Origin of the sequence: Dietzia sp. SL131, from assembly GCF_026672565.1 — a bacterium.
GTDB lineage: Bacteria > Actinomycetota > Actinomycetes > Mycobacteriales > Mycobacteriaceae > Dietzia > Dietzia kunjamensis.
Window position 1 is genome coordinate 1,345,828 of sequence record NZ_JAPPRI010000003.1, and the last position, 15,941, is coordinate 1,361,768.

A 15,941-nucleotide genomic window follows, 5' to 3' on the forward strand; every position below is an offset into this window, starting at 1 on the left:
GGCATCGGCCTGGGCGGAGGGCGCCGGCTCCGCAGCGGGCTCGGACGGGGCCTCGGGCGAAGCGGGAACCTCCGCGGCCGGCGCCGTCGATGCGTGCGCCGCGGGAGCGCCACCGTCGACCTCCGTGATCCGGGAACCGTGCAACGTGGAGGCCCCTCCGCCCGGGGCGCGCGGGGCGCGCCGACCCAGGGTGATCCCCCGCCCGCGCCGCCGGCGGCCGCCGGGGCCGGGGTCTGCCGCACCTCGGCAGGCGCCTCCTGCGTCGCGGCGGGCGCCTCCTGCACGGGTTCGGTCGCCTCGGGAGCCCCCGCCGGCGCCTGCGCCTGCGTGTCAGGCGCGGACGGCGCCGGCGCCTCGTCGGTGACCGCATCGGCTCGGGCGGGTGCGGCCGCCGCCCCGGACCCACTGGTGATGATCTCGGGCCAGCCGGTCGCCCGGACTCGCGGCCCCCCGGCGTACTGGGAAAGGATCTGCAGGCTCATGGGGGTAGCCTATCGCCTCCCCCGCCCCGCTTCCGCCGGGACTCCCGCGAACCGGCGAACCGGAGTCCGGCACCGGCTGCGCCGGACGACACACTTCCGGATACTGGGCGCCATGAGAGCCATAGAGATCTCCAGGCACGGCGGACCTGAGGTGCTCACACCGGTCGAGGTGGGTGTCCCCTCACCAGGACCGGGCGTCGTGCTCGTCCGCACCACCGCGATCGCGGTCAACTACATCGACACCTATTTCCGCGAAGGCACCTACGCCCGGGATCTGCCGTTCGTCCCCGGCAGCGAGGGGACGGGAGTGGTCGAGGAACTCGGCGAGGGAACGCCCGACCTGATGGTCGGCGACCGGGTGGCGTGGTGTCAGGTGCCGGGGTCGTACGCCCAGTACGTCGTCGCGCCCGCCGAGTCGCTGGTGACGGTGCCGGAGGGTATCGACGACGAGGTGGCGGCCTCGATGCTGTTGCAGGGGCTCACGGCGCACTACCTGATCACCGACACCCACCGGGCCCTACCCGGCGACACCGTGCTGATCACCGCGGGCGCGGGCGGGGTCGGGCAGCTGCTCATCCAGCTGGCCGTCGCCCACGGCCACCGGGTGATCACCACGACCTCGACCGAGGAGAAGGCGGACCTGTGTCGCGAGCTGGGGGCGCACCACGTGCTGCTCTATCCCGACGCGACCCCGGAGAGGATCCGCGAGCTCTCCGACGGCGGTGTCTCCGTGGTGTTCGATGGCGTGGGCCGGGACACCTTCGACGACAGCCTGGCCTCGCTGGCCCGCCGCGGGACCCTGGTTCTGTTCGGCGCGGCGAGCGGTCCGGTCCCGCCGGTGGACCCACAGCGACTCAACGCCGCGGGCTCGGTGTTCCTCACCCGCCCGAGCCTGGGTGACTTCATCGCCGGGACCGGGGAGTTCCGTGAGCGGGCCGGCGAGGTCCTCGAGGGGATCGTCGACGGCTCGCTCCGGTTGTCGGTGGGCGCGACGTTCGGATTGTCGGAGGCGGCGGAAGCGCACCGGGCGCTGCAATCCCGGCAGACCACGGGTTCGGTCGTCCTCGACCCCGCCCGCTGAGCACCCTCGACCCCGCCCGCTGAGGAGGGCGGGGGTGGGTGATCAGGCGATCGGGAAGATCTCCGCGATCGTCTGGAGTCCGAGGACCGCGTCGACGGACAGTGCGACGAACACCCCCGCCAGGTAGTTGTTCGACAGGATGAACAACTTGAGGGGCTTGACCTCCACCCCGCGCCGCACACCGGCCTCGAGGCGGTGTGCCATGACGATGAACCACACTCCGAAGCCGAGGGCGCCGGCCGCGTACACCCAGCCGGCGGCGGGGATCAGGGCGAACGTGCACAGGACGGTCACCCAGGTGTAGATGGTGATGCGCCGGGTGACCCCCTCGGCGGACATGATGACCGGGAGCATCGGCACTCCGGCGGCCTCGTAGTCCTCCTTGTAGCGCATCGCGAGCGCCCAGGTGTGCGGTGGCGTCCAGAAGAAGATGATGAGGAACAGGACGATCGCCTGCCACCAGTTGTGCGCCTGCCCCTCGGGGAGATGATCGGTGATCACGGCCCACGACACCAGGACCGGCATGCATCCCGCGGCCCCGCCCCACACGACGTTCTGGGCCGTGCGGCGCTTGAGGATCATCGTGTAGACGAACACGTAGAAACAGATGGTCAGCAGGATGAAGAACGCGGCCAGCCAGCTCCCGGCCAGCAGACCCAGCCACAGCATGCTCGAGACGCCGAGCAGCAGACCGAAGACCAGTGCGGCCCGGGTACTGATCGCGTGACGCGCCAACGGCCGACGCTCGGTTCGCTTCATGACCTTGTCGATGTCGGCGTCGACGACCATGTTGAGCGAGTTGGCGCTCGCCGCGCCCAGCCAACCGCCCACCAGGGTGAGCAGAACCAGTGAGAGGTGAACGTTGCCGCGGTCGGCCTGGAGGAGGGCGGGGATGGCGGCGACGAGCAGCAACTCGATGACGCGCGGCTTGGTGAGGGCGATGTACGCCATCACCACGTCGACCGCGCGGGCTCGCCCGCTCGCCGGAGCCGGCCGCCCCGTGGACTCTGGAGGGGAGACTGATGGCCCCCCACTCCGGGTCGGGGTGGAATCGTGCACCGGAACTCCTCGCAGCAGACGTCAACGCACTACTGACCCGATACTACGTCCCCCCTGCGCGGTCCGCGAAAGAGCGGGGGCGGGGACCGCACGCCCCGCCGTGCCCGCGACCACTAAGGTGGTTCACGACATACGCGCGGATCCGCGCCGCACCCTCAGACCCGGGAGAACCACAAGTGACCAGCGCGTCGGAGATCACCGAGCTCACCACTGCACGCCACCCGTCCGACTGGACCGAACTCGACACCCGCGCCGTCGACACCGCGAGGGTCCTCGCCGCCGAGGCCGTGCAGCGTTGCGGTAGCGGCCACCCGGGCACCGCGATGAGCCTCGCGCCGCTCGCCTACACGCTCTACCAGCGCATCATGCGGCACGATCCCTCCGATCCGACGTGGGTCGGTCGGGACCGCTTCGTGCTGTCCTGTGGACACACCTCTCTCACCCAGTACATCCAGCTGTACCTCGCCGGCTTCGGGCTCGAGCTGGACGACCTCAAGGCGCTCCGGACCTGGGGATCCAAGACCCCCGGACACCCGGAGTGGCGGCACACCGACGGCGTGGAGATCACCACCGGCCCGCTGGGTCAGGGGCTGGCCTCCGCAGTCGGCATGGCGATGGCGGCACGCTACGAGCGCGGACTGTTCGATCCGGAGACGCCGTCGGGCAAGAGTCCGTTCGACCACTTCATCTACGTGATCGCCTCCGACGGTGACGTGCAGGAGGGGGTCACCGCCGAGGCCTCCTCGCTCGCGGGCACCCAGCAGCTCGGCAATCTCATCGCGATCTACGACGACAACGAGATCTCGATCGAGGACAACACCCGGATCGCCCTCAACGAGGACGTCGCGGCGCGCTACGAGGCGTACGGCTGGCACGTCCAGACGGTGAACGGCGGTGAGGACGTGGCCGCCATCGAGGAGGCCATCGCCGACGCGCGTGCGGTCACCGACAAGCCGTCGCTGATCGTCCTGCGCACGATCATCGCCTTCCCGGCGCCGACCATGATGAACACCGGGGCCTCGCACGGTGCGGCACTCGGCCAGGACGAGGTCGACGCCGTGAAGGAGGCGCTCGGCATGGGCGGCACCGAGCCGTTCACGGTGGAGGACGAGGTGATCTCCCACACCCGGGCCGCCCGTGACAGAGGTGCCCGCGTCCACGCGCAGTGGAGCGACATGTTCCACGCCTGGGCGGAGGCGAACCCGGAGCGCAAGGCCCTGTTCGATCGCCTGTACTCGGGCGAGCTCCCCGACGGATGGGATGCCGGGCTCCCCACGTGGGACGCCGATTCCAAGGGAGTCGCCACGCGTAAGGCGTCCGCCGAGGCCATCCAGGCCCTGGGCGCCACCCTCCCCGAGTTGTGGGGCGGCTCCGCGGACCTGGCCGGCTCCAACAACACGCCCATCAAGGGCGCGGACTCCTTCGGCCCGTCCTCCATCTCGACCGACACGTGGACCGCGTCCCCGTACGGACGCAACCTGCACTTCGGCGTCCGTGAGCACGCCATGGGCGCGATCCTCAACGGCATCGCCCTCCACGGTCCCACCCGGCCCTACGGCGGGACGTTCCTGATCTTCAGCGAGTACATGCGTCCGGCCGTCCGGCTCGCCGCGCTCCAGGGGAGCAACGCGTACTACGTGTGGACCCACGACTCGATCGGGCTCGGCGAGGACGGCCCCACCCATCAGCCGGTCGAACAGTTGGCGGCGCTGCGCGCCATCCCGGGTCTGGCGATCCTGCGTCCGGCCGACGCCAACGAGACCGCGGCGTCGTGGCGCGCCATGCTCGAGGCTCTCGACGGGCCCAAGGGTCTGTGCCTGACCCGTCAGGACGTCCCGGTGCTCGAGGGCACCAAGGAGCTCGCCCGCGAGGGGGTCGAGCGCGGGGGCTATGTCCTCGCCGAGGCCTCGACCGGGACCCCCGAGGTGATCCTCATGGGCACCGGGTCCGAGGTGCAGCTGGCCGTGCAGGCCCGCGAGGTCCTCGAGGCCGAGGGCGTGGCGACCCGTGTGGTCTCGATGCCCTGTGTCGAGTTCTTCGATCAGCAGGACGCCGGGTACCGCGAGTCGGTGCTCCCCCGCTCCGTCCGCGCGCGGGTCAGCGTCGAGGCCGGCATCGCGATGCCGTGGCACCGGTTCCTCGGCGACGCCGGCCGCGCCGTCTCACTCGAGCATTTCGGCGCCTCGGCGCCCTACCAGACCCTGTTCACCGAGTTCGGGATCACCGCCGACGCGGTGGTCTCCGCGGCCCGCGAATCCCTCGCGGCCGCTGCCGGGGAGGCATCATGACCAACGCCAATCTCGCTGCCCTGAGCGCCGCCGGCGTCTCCGTGTGGCTCGACGACCTGTCCCGACAGCTCCTGTCCTCCGGCGAGCTCGAGAAGCGGATGTCCGCCTATTCGATCGTCGGTGTGACGACCAACCCGGCCATCTTCCAGTCGGCGCTGGCCGACTCGTCGGCGTACGAGAGCGCGCTCACCGAGGCGGTCCGCGCCGACCGCGACGTGGATTCCGTCGTGCGGGCCCTGACCACGTCCGACGTCCGCGACGCGTGTGACGTGCTGGCCGACGTCCACCGCGCGACCGACGGGGTGGACGGCCGCGTCTCCCTCGAGGTGGATCCCGGCCTGGCCCACGACACCGCGGCGACCGTGACGCAGGCGGTGGAGCTCTCCGAGGTGGTGGACCGCCCGAACGTCATGATCAAGATCCCCGCGACGTCGGCGGGGCTGCCGGCCATCACCGATGTCATCGGCAAGGGCATCGACGTCAACGTCACGCTGATCTTCTCGGCGGACCAGTACCGCGCGGTGGCGGAGGCGTACCTGACCGGACTCGAGCAGGCCGCTGCCGCCGGTCACGACCTGTCCACCATCCACTCCGTGGCGTCCGTGTTCGTCTCCCGGCTCGACACCGAGATCGACTCGCGACTCCCGGAGTCGTCGGAGCTGCGGGGCAAGGCCGGGCTGGCCAACGCGCGCCTCTGCCAGGAGGTCTACGAGGAACTGTTCGACCCCGAGGGACGCTTCGGGGCACTCGCCGATCGCGGAGCCCGTCCCCAGCGTCTCCTGTGGGCCTCGACGGGGGTCAAGGACCCGGCGTACCCCGACACGCTGTACGTGACCGGTCTGGTGACCCACGGGACGGTCAACACCATGCCGTTCGGCACCATCGAGGCGTTCGCGGACCACGGCGTCGTCGAGGGCGACACGGTCCGGGGCACCGCCGAGGAGTCCCGGGCCACCCTCGACGCACTGCGCGCCGAGGGGATCGACCTGGACGAGGTCTTCACCCTCCTCGAGCAGCAGGGCGTGCAGAAGTTCGTGACCGCCTGGGACGACCTGGTGGACACGGTGAGGGCGCGGATCGACGAGATCCCGACGGGGTCGTGATCGGCCCGGACGACGGGGCGACTTCGGTCAGCGAGGTCGCGGGCGGCGCCCCCGAGGGGTGGGCCAACCCGCTCCGTGATCCCCGGGATCGTCGGCTCCCCCGGATCGCGGGACCGTCCGGTCTCGTGATCTTCGGTGTGACGGGCGACCTGTCCAAGAAAAAACTCATCCCCGCGATCTACGACCTGGCCAACCGTGGCCTGCTCCCGCCGGGGTTCTCCCTGATCGGCTTCGGCCGCCGACGGTGGACCCACGACGAGTTCGCCGCGTTCGCCCGTGTGCAGGCCCGCGAACGGTGCCGGACCCCGTTCCGCGAGGACGTGTGGGAGCAGCTCGCCGCCGGACTGCGGTTCGTCACCGGGACATTCGACGACGACGAGGGCTTCGACCGTCTGGCGGACCAGCTGGGGGCACTCGAGGCCGAACGTGGGACCGCAGGCAACTACGCGTTCTACCTGTCCATCCCCCCGGATGACTTCCCGACCGTCTGCCGGCACCTCGATCGCACGGGGTGCACCCGCGGCCCGGAGGGGTCCTGGCGCCGGGTGGTCATCGAGAAGCCCTTCGGGCACGACCTGGCGAGCGCCCGCGAACTCAACGCGGTCGTGGGTGCGGTCTTCCCCGAGGACTCGGTCTTCCGGATCGATCACTACCTGGGCAAGGAGACCGTCCAGAACATCCTCGCGCTGCGCTTCGCCAACCAGCTCTTCGAGCCGGTGTGGAACGCCAACCACGTGGACCACGTCCAGATCACCATGGCCGAGGACATCGGACTGGGTGGTCGGGCCGGCTACTACGACGGCATCGGCGCGGCCCGCGACGTCATCCAGAACCACCTCATCCAGTTGATGGCGTTGGTCGCGATGGAGGAACCGACCGATTTCTCCGCTGCCGCGTTGCGGTCGGAGAAGACCAAGGTCCTCGAGTCGACCTCGTTGGCACTGCCGATTGCCGAGACGGCCGCGCGTGGTCAGTACGCGGGTGGCTGGCAGGGGTCCGAGCAGGTCGTGGGACTGAAGGCCGAGGAGGGGTACGACCCCTCCTCGGCCACCGAGACCTACGCTGCGATCACCCTCGAAGTCCACAACCGCCGATGGGCGGGGGTCCCCTTCTATCTCCGCACCGGCAAGCGGTTGGGACGACGGGTCACCGAGATCGCGGTGGTCTTCCGGCGCGCTCCGCACCTGCCTTTCGACGCGACCATGACCCAGGAGCTTGGGCAGAACGCGCTGGTCATCCGGGTCCAGCCCGACGAGGGTGTCACGTTGCGCTTCGGCTCCAAGGTCCCCGGCACCGCCATGGAGGTCCGGGACGTCAACATGGACTTCGCCTACGGTGAAGCGTTCACCGAATCCTCCCCCGAGGCCTACGAACGTCTCATCCTCGACGTCCTGCTGGGCGAGCCCTCGCTCTTCCCGGTCTCCCGCGAGGTCGAGCTGAGCTGGCAGCTCCTCGACCCGGTCCTGCAGGAATGGGAGTCGGACGGGACACCGGAGCAATACCAGGCCGGGACGTGGGGGCCGAAGGGCGCCGACGAGATTCTGGCCCGGAGTGGCCGCGCATGGAGGCGACCGTGATCATCGACCTACCCGACACCTCCACCCGCGGGATCGCCAAGAAGCTCGTGCAGATCCGCGAGGAGGCCGGGCTGAGCACGATCGGACGGGTGCTCACGCTGATCGTGATCACCGATCACGTCCGGGGCAGCGAGTCCGCGATCGAGGCGGCCAACGAGGCCAGCCGGGAGCATCCGTGCCGGGTCATCGTGGTGATCCGCGGACCTCGCGCGGACGCCGACAGGCTCGACGGTCAGATCCGCGTCGGCGGTGACGCCGGGGCGGCGGAGGTCGTCGTGCTGCGCACCTCCGGTGCGATGGCCTCCCAGTCGGCCTCCCTCGTCACGCCGTTGCTGCTGCCGGACACCCCGCTCGCCGTGTGGTGGCCCCGCCACTCCCCCACGTTGTTGTCCGAGGACAGGGTGGGCAGGCTCGCGAAGCGCCGGATCGTCGACTCCGACGCGGAGGGGCATCCCACCGATGCGCTGGCGAAACGGGCGGCCGGTTACTCCCCGGGCGACACCGATCTGGCGTGGGCGCGCATCACCCACTGGCGTTCCCTGCTCGCGGCGACCCTGGACCGTCCGCCCTTCGAGCGCATCACCGGGGCGACGGTGTGCGGCCCGGAGCGGGCGGCGTCGGTGGACCTGGCCGGTGGATGGCTGGCGTCCCGGCTCGGGATCGACGTCCTGCGGGCCGTCGGCCCGAGGATGGTCGTCCTGGAGCGGGCCTCGGGCTCCATCGTCCTCGAGCAGATCAGCGCGACCTCCGCCGAGCTCCGCATCACGGGTCAGGCGCCCACACGGGTGGCGCTCGTCGGCCGCAGCGTCGCCGACTGTCTCTCGGAGGAGCTACGGCGGATGGACACCGACGGCGTGTACGCCGATGCGTTGGCCAATCATGACCGTGTCATCTACACCTCTGCCTCGGTTCGCTGAGCAGGGGACCCGGACCTCGACGTCACTTCCCCACCGGACCACCACCACAGGAGCGCCGATGTCAGTCACACGCCATCTCGTACACCCGGATGCGGACACCCTCGCCGAAGCGGCAGCCCTCGCCGTCGTCGGGCACCTCAATGAACGGATCGCCACCGCCGGGACCGCGACGCTGTCCCTGACGGGCGGCTCGGTGGGGGTGAAGACCGCCGCCGCACTCGCCGGGGCCGATGTCGACTGGTCACGCGTGACCTTCTACCTGGGGGACGAACGCTTCGTCCCGGCAGACGACCCCGAGCGCAACGACGGGCAGCTCGACGACGTCCTGCTCGGCACCGTGGGCGACCGCGCCACCGTTCACCGCTGGCCGGCCCGCGGACCGGAGTTCGAGGACGTCGACGCCGCGGCCGAGGCGTTCCTCGCCGCGGTGGACCTCCCCGGGGGCGACGAGCCGCTGTTCGACGTCACCCTCCTGGGGATGGGACCCGAGGGGCACATGAACTCGATCTTCCCGCACACGCCGGCGGTCGCCGAGACCGAGCGGCTCGCGGTGGGCGTGCGTGACTGCCCCAAGCCGCCACCGGAGCGACTGACCTTCACCCTCCCGGCGGTGCGCAGGTCGAGGCACGTGCTCGTCGTGGCCGCCGGGGACGGGAAGGCGGAGGCGGTGGCCAGGGGCCTGGGCGGGGCGGACCCCGCGGACTGGCCCGTCGCCGGTGCCGTGGGCACCGAGTCGACCACGTATCACCTGGACGGACCGGCCGCCTCGATGGTGCTCTGAGAACAGGAACGGGGCGCGTCTCATCCACCCGGTGGAAGAGACGCGCCCCGTCGTCGGCCCGGCCGGTGGGGCCGCGCCGGGGACCGGTCGGTCAGCCGAACCTGACCATGAGGCCGACCGCCACGATGGCGATGACCCAGAGGATCGCGACGACCACGGTGACCCGGTCGAGGTTCCGCTCGACCACGCTGGACCCGGAGAGGCTGGACTGGACACCGCCACCGAACAGCGACGACAGGCCGCCTCCCTTGCCGCGGTGCAGCAGGATGAACAGCATCAGCAGGAGGCTGGTGGTGATGAGGAAGATGTCCAGGGCGAGCTTCATGTAGGGATCGTGCCTCACGTCGGGTCGGGCGGTCGGGTGCGACCGCTACAGACTACCCGGTCGGGTGTCCGCGGCGAATCCCGGCACGCCCCGACCCCGCAGGGCCGGGCGCGCCGGAGTGGGCGGTGTCAGGGCAACGGGCCACCGGCGGCGATCGCCGACAGCTGGGCGAACTCGTCCGGCTTGAGCGACGCGCCTCCGACCAGACCACCGTCGACATCGGGCTGGTCGAGCAGCTCGCCGATCGTGGAGGCGTTGACGCTGCCGCCGTACAGGACCCGCATCTGCTCGGCCGTCGCGTCATCGGCCAGATCGGCCAACGTGGAACGGATGGCGGCGCAGACCTCCTGGGCATCGGCGGCGGACGCGGTCTTGCCGGTCCCGATCGCCCACACGGGCTCGTAGGCGATCACGGTGGAGGCCAGCTGGTCCGTGGACAGTCCCGCGAGCGATTCGGAGAGCTGGTTCACGACGAAGTCGACGTGGTCCCCTGCCTCCCGCACCTCGAGCTTCTCGCCGACACACACGATCGGCGTCAACCCGTGCCGGTGGCAGGCGGCGGCCTTGGCCGCGACGAGTTCGTCGGACTCCGCGTGGTAGTCACGGCGCTCGGAATGGCCCACGACGACATAGGTGCAGCCGAGCTTGGCGAGCATCCCCGCCGAGATCTCGCCGGTGTAGGCACCGGACTCGTGGACCGAGACGTCCTGCGCGCCGTAGGCGAAGCCCAGCTTGTCGCCCTCGATGACGATCTGGACGCCACGGATGTCCGTGAACGGGGGGATGAACGCCACGTCCACCTTCTCCAGGTACTTGTCCGGGAGTGCGAAGGCGACCTTCTGGACGAGCGCGATGGCCTCGAGGTGGTTGAGGTTCATCTTCCAGTTGCCGGCGATGAGCGGGGTGCGTGCCATGTTCTCTCCTGTGGTCTCGTCGGTCTTCAGTTGCTGCGCTCGAGGGCGGTGACGCCGGGCAGCTCCTTGCCCTCCAGGTACTCCAGCGAGGCGCCACCCCCGGTGGAGATGTGGGAGAAGTTCTCCTCCCCGAGACCCAGGGTGCGGACGGCCGCGGCGGAGTCGCCGCCGCCGACCACCGAGAACGCGCCGTTCTTCGTCGCGGTGATGATGGCCTCGGCGACACCGCGCGTCCCGGCGGAGAACGCCGCGAACTCGAACACGCCCATGGGGCCGTTCCAGAAGACGGTCTTGGCGGCGGAGAGCTTCTCGCTGAACGCCTTCACCGACTCGGGGCCGATGTCCAGGCCCATCTTCCCCTCCGGGATGGCCTCGGCGGAGACCGTGGAGTGCGCGGCGTCGGCGGCGAACCCGTCGGCGGCGACCACGTCCACGGGCAGGCTGATCACGTCGCCGAACTTGGCGAGCAGGTCCTTGCAGGTGTCGATCATCTCCTCCTGCAGCAGTGAGGAGCCGACCTCATGGCCCTGTGCGGCGAGGAAGGTGAAGCACATGCCGCCGCCGATGACCAGGGTGTCGACCTTGGGCGCCAGGGCCTCGATCACGGCGAGCTTGTCGGACACCTTGGAGCCGCCCAACACGACCGCGTAGGGGTGCTCCGGGTCGCCGCTGAGGTTCGCGAGGACCTCGACCTCGCTCTGGACGAGGTCGCCGGCGTAGGCCGGGAGGACCTTGGCGACGTCGTACACCGACGCCTGCGCGCGGTGGACCACCCCGAAACCGTTGGAGACGAACGCCCCGTCCTCGCCCACCAGGCTCGCCAGCTCGGCCGCGAACTCGGCCCGCTGCGCCTCGTCCTTGCTCGTCTCGCGCGGGTCGAACCGCACGTTCTCCACCAGGAGCACGTCCCCGTCGGTCAGGCCGTTGGCTCGCTCGCGGGCGTCCGATCCCACCACGTCACCGGCGAGCTGGACGTAGCGCCCGAGCTCGTCACCCAGCTTCTCCGCCACGGGGGCGAGGGAGAACTCGGGGTCGGGCTCACCCTTCGGGCGGCCGAGATGCGCGGTGATCACCAGCGCCGCACCGGCGTCGAGCAGAGCGTTGAGCGTGGGCAGCGAGGCGGTGATCCGGCCCGCATCGGTGATGGTCGAGCCGTCGAGCGGGACGTTGAGGTCGCAGCGGACGAGGATCTTGCGACCCTCTACGCCGGCATCGAGCAGGTCGTTGAGCGTGCTCACGGCCATGTGGTGGGACTCCTGTCGGAAGAACGGTGGTGATGGTGGGTGGTGCTGCCGGTCCATGTGCTCCGGGCCCGGCCGGGACGCTGTGGGCGTTCCCGGACCGGGCCCGGATCGTCGTACGGGGGATGTCAGTCCCGAGGGGTCTTAGAGCGACTTGCCGACCAAGCCGATGATGTCGGCGAGGCGGTTGGAGTAGCCCCACTCGTTGTCGTACCAGGAGGCGATCTTGATCTGGCCGTCGATCGCCTTGGTCAGCGGCGCGTCGAAGATGGACGAGTGCGGGTCACCGACGATGTCGGAGGAGACGATGGGATCCTCGGTGTACTTGAGGATGCCCTTCATCGCGCCCTCGGCGGCGGCCTTGACCGCGGCGTTGACCTCGTCGACCGAGGCCTTCTTCTCCAGCTCGACCGTGAGGTCGGTGAGCGAGCCGGTGGGCAGCGGGACGCGCACGGCGTAGCCGTCGAACTTGCCCTTGAGCTCGGGCAGGACCAGCGCGACGGCCTTGGCCGCACCGGTGGAGGTGGGCACCATGTTGATGCCGGCGGCGCGGGCGCGGCGCATGTCGCTGTGGGGCGCGTCCTGGAGGTTCTGGTCCTGCGTGTAGGCGTGGATCGTGGTCATGAGGCCCTTGACGATCCCGAACTCGTCGGAGAGGACCTTGGCGACCGGCGCGAGGCAGTTGGTGGTGCAGGAGGCGTTGGAGATGATCGTCTGCGAGCCGTCGTACTCGTGGTCGTTGACCCCCATGACGATGGTGATGTCCTCGTTCTTGGCCGGCGCCGAGATGATGACCTTCTTGGCACCACCCTCGAGGTGGCCCTTGGCCTTCTCGGCGTCGGTGAAGATGCCGGTGGACTCGACGACGACGTCGACGCCGTAGTCACCCCACGGCACGGACGCGGGGCCCTCCTTGACCGCGAGGGCGCCGATCTTGGTGCCACCGACCGTGATCGACGAGTCGTCGAACGTGACCTCCTTGCCCAGGCGACCCAGGATGGAGTCGTACTTGAGCAGGTGAGCGAGCATGTCGTTCGTGGTCAGGTCGTTGACGGCCACGATCTCGATGTCCGTCTTGCCCTCGGCCTTGAGAGCCTCCACCGCGCGGTAGAAGTTGCGGCCGATACGTCCGAATCCGTTGATGCCTACGCGCACGGTCACGTGTTGTCTCCTTATTGGTGGTGCGAGAACGCTTGATGTCACCGGGGCCGGGTGGAGCCCGGGACGTGACCCAGACTACCCGGCGTGGACCGCTCCCGCGCAGGGTGCTGCCGGGGTGGATCAGCCTTCGTCGAGCATGTCCTCGGTCACCACGGACTCGGTGTCGGGGATCCCGAGCTCGGCGGCTTTGCGGTCCGCCATGGACAGCAGTCTCCGGATGCGCCCCGCGACCGCGTCCTTGGTCATGGGCGGGTCGGCGAGCTGCCCGAGCTCCTCCAGCGACGACTGACGGTGCTGGACGCGCAGTTCACCCGCGGCGAGCAGATGGTCAGGCACGTCCTCGGCGAGGATCTCCAGGGCGCGCTGGACACGGGCGGCCGCGGCCACGGCGGCCCGGGCCGAGCGCCGCAGGTTCGCGTCGTCGAAGTTGGCCAGCCGGTTTGCGGTGGCGCGGACCTCGCCTCGGGAGCGGCGCTCCTCCCAGATGTCCCTGGTGGAGGACGCGCCCAGTCGAGCGAGGAGGACCCCGATCGCCTCGGCGTCGCGGATCACCACGCGGTCCCCGCCCCGGACCTCGCGGGCCTTGGCCGTCACGCCCAACCTGCGGGCCGCGCCCACGAGCGCCATCGCCGCCTCCGCCCCCGGGGCGGTGACCTCCAGCGCCGAGGAGCGGCCGGGCTTGGTGAGCGAACCGTGGGCGAGGAACGCGCCCCGCCACGCCGCCTCGGAGGCGGCGACCGAGCCGCCGACGACCGCGGCCGGCAATCCTCTTACCGTCCGGCCGGCGTTGTCGACCAGCCCGAGTTGACGGGCCAGGTCCGCACCCCGGTCGATGACCCGCAGGACGAACTTGCGGGCGGGACGTCCGCCCGAACCCCCGATCGGGTGGATCTCACAGGGGACGGAGAACAGGGCGTCGAGTTCGCCGGCGAGTCGGTCCGCGATCTCCCCGGAGTCCACCTCCGCCTCGATCACGAGTCGGTTGGACAGGACCTGGAGGGTGCCGGCGAACCTCAGCAGGGCGGCCACCTCGGCCCTCCTGGTCTCGGAGTTCCCCACGGGGACCCTCACCAGTTCGGACTTGACCTGTGCGGTCAGCGACACGCCCTGCTCCTTCGTTCTCGGCTCATCGACCCGGCCCTCATCGCACCGAGTCGGCGAGCGCCGAGGCCAGCAGTGCGGGGTCGTGGACAGGCCTCATCGTCCCATCCTCGGCGGTCTTCGCTATCTCCGCGGTCATCACGCGGGCCCCCAGTCCCGCCGCGGCCCGTTCGAGATGCTCGCGTTCGGTGGCGCTCAGCGGCATCCTCGGATCCACGAGCAGGACGTCGAAGTCGACCTCGGGAGCGTGTTGACGCAACACGTGGAGGTGCTGCTCGGCGGAGAAGCCGGCGGTCTCACCCGGCTGGGGTGCGAGGTTGAGCACGAGGGCCTTGGTCGCGGCCGTCCTCTTGAGTGCGGACGCGATCTCGGGCACGAGCACGTTGGGGATCACGCTGGTGAACCACGATCCGGGTCCGAGGACCACGAGGTCGGCGCCGGTGATCGCCTCCACCACGCCCTCCGCGGCGGGCGGAGCGCCCGGGATGAGGGTGACCCGGCGAACGCTGCCCGGGGTGGTCGCGACGGCGACCTGTCCGATGATGGTCCGCACCACGCGGGGGTCCGCTTCCAGACCGACGACCTCTGCGGCGATGTCGAGGGCGACCGGGGACATCGGCAGGACACGGCCGGTGACACCGAGGATCGACCCGACCGCGTCGAGGGCGTCGATCGGGTCGCCCAACAGCTCCCACAGACCGGCGAAGACGAGGTTGCCCACCGCGTGCCCCGCCAGTGCGCCGGTGCCGCCGTAGCGGTGCTGGAAGAGACTGGTGAGCAGCGCCTTCTCGTCGTCCTCGGCGGCGAGGGCGCACAGGGCCATCCGAAGGTCGCCCGGTGGGAGGATGCCCAGTTCGCGCCGCAGTCGCCCCGAGGAACCGCCGTCGTCGGCGACCGTCACCACCGCGGTGACGTGGTCGGCGACGAGGCGTGCGGCCCGGAGGGTCGCCGACAGGCCGTGGCCGCCGCCGAGGGCGACGAGGGACGGGATACCACTGTCGTGTGTCATGGCCGGCCTCATTCCCGCCCGAGGTCGCGGTGGCGGACGTGGACCTCGACCGAGTCGAGGCCGGACAGTCTGCCGGCGAGCGACTCGGAGATGGCCACGCTCCGGTGCTTGCCCCCGGTGCAGCCGACCGCGATCGTCATGTAGCGCTTGCCCTCGCGCCGGTAGCCGGTCATGGCCAGGCGGATCATGGACACCGCCGCGCGCAGGTACTCCTCGATGGATTCGTCGGCGAGGACGTAGTCCTGGACGGGCTTGTCGCGCCCCGTGTGCGGCTGGAGCTCGGGGATCCAGTGCGGGTTGGGCAGGAACCGCATGTCCATCAGCATGTCGACGTCCACGGGGACGCCGTACTTGAACCCGAACGACTCGACGGTGAGGTGGAAGTCGAACCCGAGGTCACCGAAGGGGGTCTCCAGCCGGTGGCGGAGGTCGTGGACACTGAGCGCCGAGGTGTCCACGACTACGTCGGCACGCCCCCGCAGGCCCTCGAGGATCCTGCGCTCCCGGGTGATGCCGTCGATCAGGCCGCCACCCGACTGCAGCGGATGGGAGCGACGGACGTTGTTGAACCTGCTGACCAGCGCCTCGTCCGAGGCCTCGAGGAACAGGATCCGTGCCTGCGGGCGCCGATCGAACAGGTCGAGGAGGTCGCCGAGGTGTTCGTCGAACCCGAGGCTGCGGGTGTCGGCGACGATCGCCAGGCGGAGGGGCTCGTCGTCGGACTCCTCGAACCGGGCGAGCAGGTCGCCCACGAACGTCAACGGGAGGTTGTCGACGACATACCAGCCGAATTCCTCGAGGACCTTGGACGCGGTCCCCTTGCCCGCCCCGGACATGCCGCTGATCAGGAGAAGCTCGCGCCCCCGCGCGGCGTGGCCGTCGTCGTCACCTGCGTCCATCGT

The 15,941-nt window shown here is 70.4% G+C and carries 14 protein-coding genes; 6 read left to right on the forward strand and 8 right to left on the reverse strand.

The window, feature by feature from the left end; all coding sequences use genetic code 11:
- The first annotated feature begins 594 nt into the window (after positions 1-594).
- Entirely contained in the window at positions 595-1,563 is a 969-nt protein-coding gene (locus tag OVA21_RS07080; protein ID WP_096905447.1) for a quinone oxidoreductase family protein, read from the forward strand.
- 42 nt (positions 1,564-1,605) lie between these two features.
- On the opposite strand, the gene OVA21_RS07085 is transcribed toward OVA21_RS07080, so the two are convergent.
- Entirely contained in the window at positions 1,606-2,622 is a 1,017-nt protein-coding gene (locus OVA21_RS07085) for a heme o synthase (protein WP_256385623.1), read from the reverse strand.
- Between the two features lie 176 nt (positions 2,623-2,798).
- Here OVA21_RS07085 and tkt point away from each other — a divergent pair, with 176 nt between their 5' ends.
- From tkt to pgl, 5 genes are read left to right on the forward strand one after another with little or no spacing between them, the layout of a single operon-like run.
- On the forward strand, positions 2,799-4,910 hold the full coding sequence (tkt, locus tag OVA21_RS07090) for a transketolase (protein ID WP_096905445.1): 2,112 nt from the start codon (positions 2,799-2,801) through the stop codon (positions 4,908-4,910).
- Positions 4,907-6,013 carry a transaldolase gene (gene tal / locus OVA21_RS07095; protein WP_096905444.1) on the forward strand — a complete coding sequence of 369 codons (1,107 nt, stop codon included), beginning with the start codon at positions 4,907-4,909 and terminating at the stop codon, positions 6,011-6,013. The genes tkt and tal overlap by 4 nt, the downstream gene beginning before the upstream one ends.
- Positions 6,013-7,590 carry a glucose-6-phosphate dehydrogenase gene (gene zwf / locus OVA21_RS07100; protein ID WP_442778948.1) on the forward strand — a complete coding sequence of 526 codons (1,578 nt, stop codon included), beginning with the start codon at positions 6,013-6,015 and terminating at the stop codon, positions 7,588-7,590. The genes tal and zwf overlap by 1 nt, the downstream gene beginning before the upstream one ends.
- The gene (locus OVA21_RS07105) at positions 7,575-8,507 is read left to right on the forward strand and encodes a glucose-6-phosphate dehydrogenase assembly protein OpcA (protein ID WP_096905442.1); all 933 of its coding nucleotides are present in this window, start codon (positions 7,575-7,577) and stop codon (positions 8,505-8,507) included. The genes zwf and OVA21_RS07105 overlap by 16 nt, the downstream gene beginning before the upstream one ends.
- Positions 8,508-8,565: 58 nt before the next feature.
- On the forward strand, positions 8,566-9,288 hold the full coding sequence (gene pgl / locus OVA21_RS07110; protein WP_268092123.1) for a 6-phosphogluconolactonase: 723 nt from the start codon (positions 8,566-8,568) through the stop codon (positions 9,286-9,288).
- 91 nt (positions 9,289-9,379) lie between these two features.
- On the opposite strand, the gene secG is transcribed toward pgl, so the two are convergent.
- The 7 genes from secG to rapZ form a co-directional block, all read right to left on the reverse strand.
- The gene (gene secG, locus OVA21_RS07115) at positions 9,380-9,613 is read right to left on the reverse strand and encodes a preprotein translocase subunit SecG (RefSeq protein ID WP_067716343.1); all 234 of its coding nucleotides are present in this window, start codon (positions 9,611-9,613) and stop codon (positions 9,380-9,382) included.
- A 128-nt stretch (positions 9,614-9,741) separates the two neighbouring features.
- Positions 9,742-10,527, reverse strand: a complete 786-nt coding sequence (tpiA, locus tag OVA21_RS07120) for a triose-phosphate isomerase (RefSeq protein ID WP_067716347.1) — start codon at positions 10,525-10,527, stop codon at positions 9,742-9,744.
- Positions 10,528-10,553: 26 nt separating this feature from the next.
- The gene (locus OVA21_RS07125; protein ID WP_096905440.1) at positions 10,554-11,771 is read right to left on the reverse strand and encodes a phosphoglycerate kinase; all 1,218 of its coding nucleotides are present in this window, start codon (positions 11,769-11,771) and stop codon (positions 10,554-10,556) included.
- Between the two features lie 141 nt (positions 11,772-11,912).
- Positions 11,913-12,929 (reverse strand): type I glyceraldehyde-3-phosphate dehydrogenase, encoded by a 1,017-nt coding sequence (gene gap, locus OVA21_RS07130; RefSeq protein ID WP_067716354.1) that lies wholly within the window; start codon positions 12,927-12,929, stop codon positions 11,913-11,915.
- Positions 12,930-13,049: 120 nt separating this feature from the next.
- Entirely contained in the window at positions 13,050-14,033 is a 984-nt protein-coding gene (gene whiA / locus OVA21_RS07135; protein WP_206473311.1) for a DNA-binding protein WhiA, read from the reverse strand.
- Between the two features lie 37 nt (positions 14,034-14,070).
- Complete coding sequence (locus OVA21_RS07140; RefSeq protein ID WP_268092125.1) at positions 14,071-15,039, reverse strand: gluconeogenesis factor YvcK family protein; 969 nt, start codon at positions 15,037-15,039, stop codon at positions 14,071-14,073.
- Between the two features lie 8 nt (positions 15,040-15,047).
- A complete protein-coding gene (rapZ, locus tag OVA21_RS07145; protein ID WP_067716361.1) occupies positions 15,048-15,938 on the reverse strand; it encodes an RNase adapter RapZ in 891 nt (296 codons plus the stop codon).
- Positions 15,939-15,941 lie beyond the last annotated feature (3 nt).

Excerpts from the sequence above, each read along its gene's own strand:
- OVA21_RS07140 (WP_268092125.1), bottom strand. The coding sequence starts at position 15,039 with ATGACACACGACAGTGGTATCCCGTCCCTCGTCGCCCTCGGCGGCGGC.
- rapZ (WP_067716361.1), bottom strand. The coding sequence starts at position 15,938 with ATGGACGCAGGTGACGACGACGGCCACGCCGCGCGGGGGCGCGAGCTT.
- pgl (WP_268092123.1), top strand. The coding sequence starts at position 8,566 with ATGTCAGTCACACGCCATCTCGTACACCCGGATGCGGACACCCTCGCC.
- OVA21_RS07105 (WP_096905442.1), top strand. The coding sequence starts at position 7,575 with ATGGAGGCGACCGTGATCATCGACCTACCCGACACCTCCACCCGCGGG.
- tal (WP_096905444.1), top strand. The coding sequence starts at position 4,907 with ATGACCAACGCCAATCTCGCTGCCCTGAGCGCCGCCGGCGTCTCCGTG.
- OVA21_RS07125 (WP_096905440.1), bottom strand. The coding sequence starts at position 11,771 with ATGGCCGTGAGCACGCTCAACGACCTGCTCGATGCCGGCGTAGAGGGT.
- OVA21_RS07080 (WP_096905447.1), top strand. The coding sequence starts at position 595 with ATGAGAGCCATAGAGATCTCCAGGCACGGCGGACCTGAGGTGCTCACA.
- tpiA (WP_067716347.1), bottom strand. The coding sequence starts at position 10,527 with ATGGCACGCACCCCGCTCATCGCCGGCAACTGGAAGATGAACCTCAAC.
- secG (WP_067716343.1), bottom strand. The coding sequence starts at position 9,613 with ATGAAGCTCGCCCTGGACATCTTCCTCATCACCACCAGCCTCCTGCTG.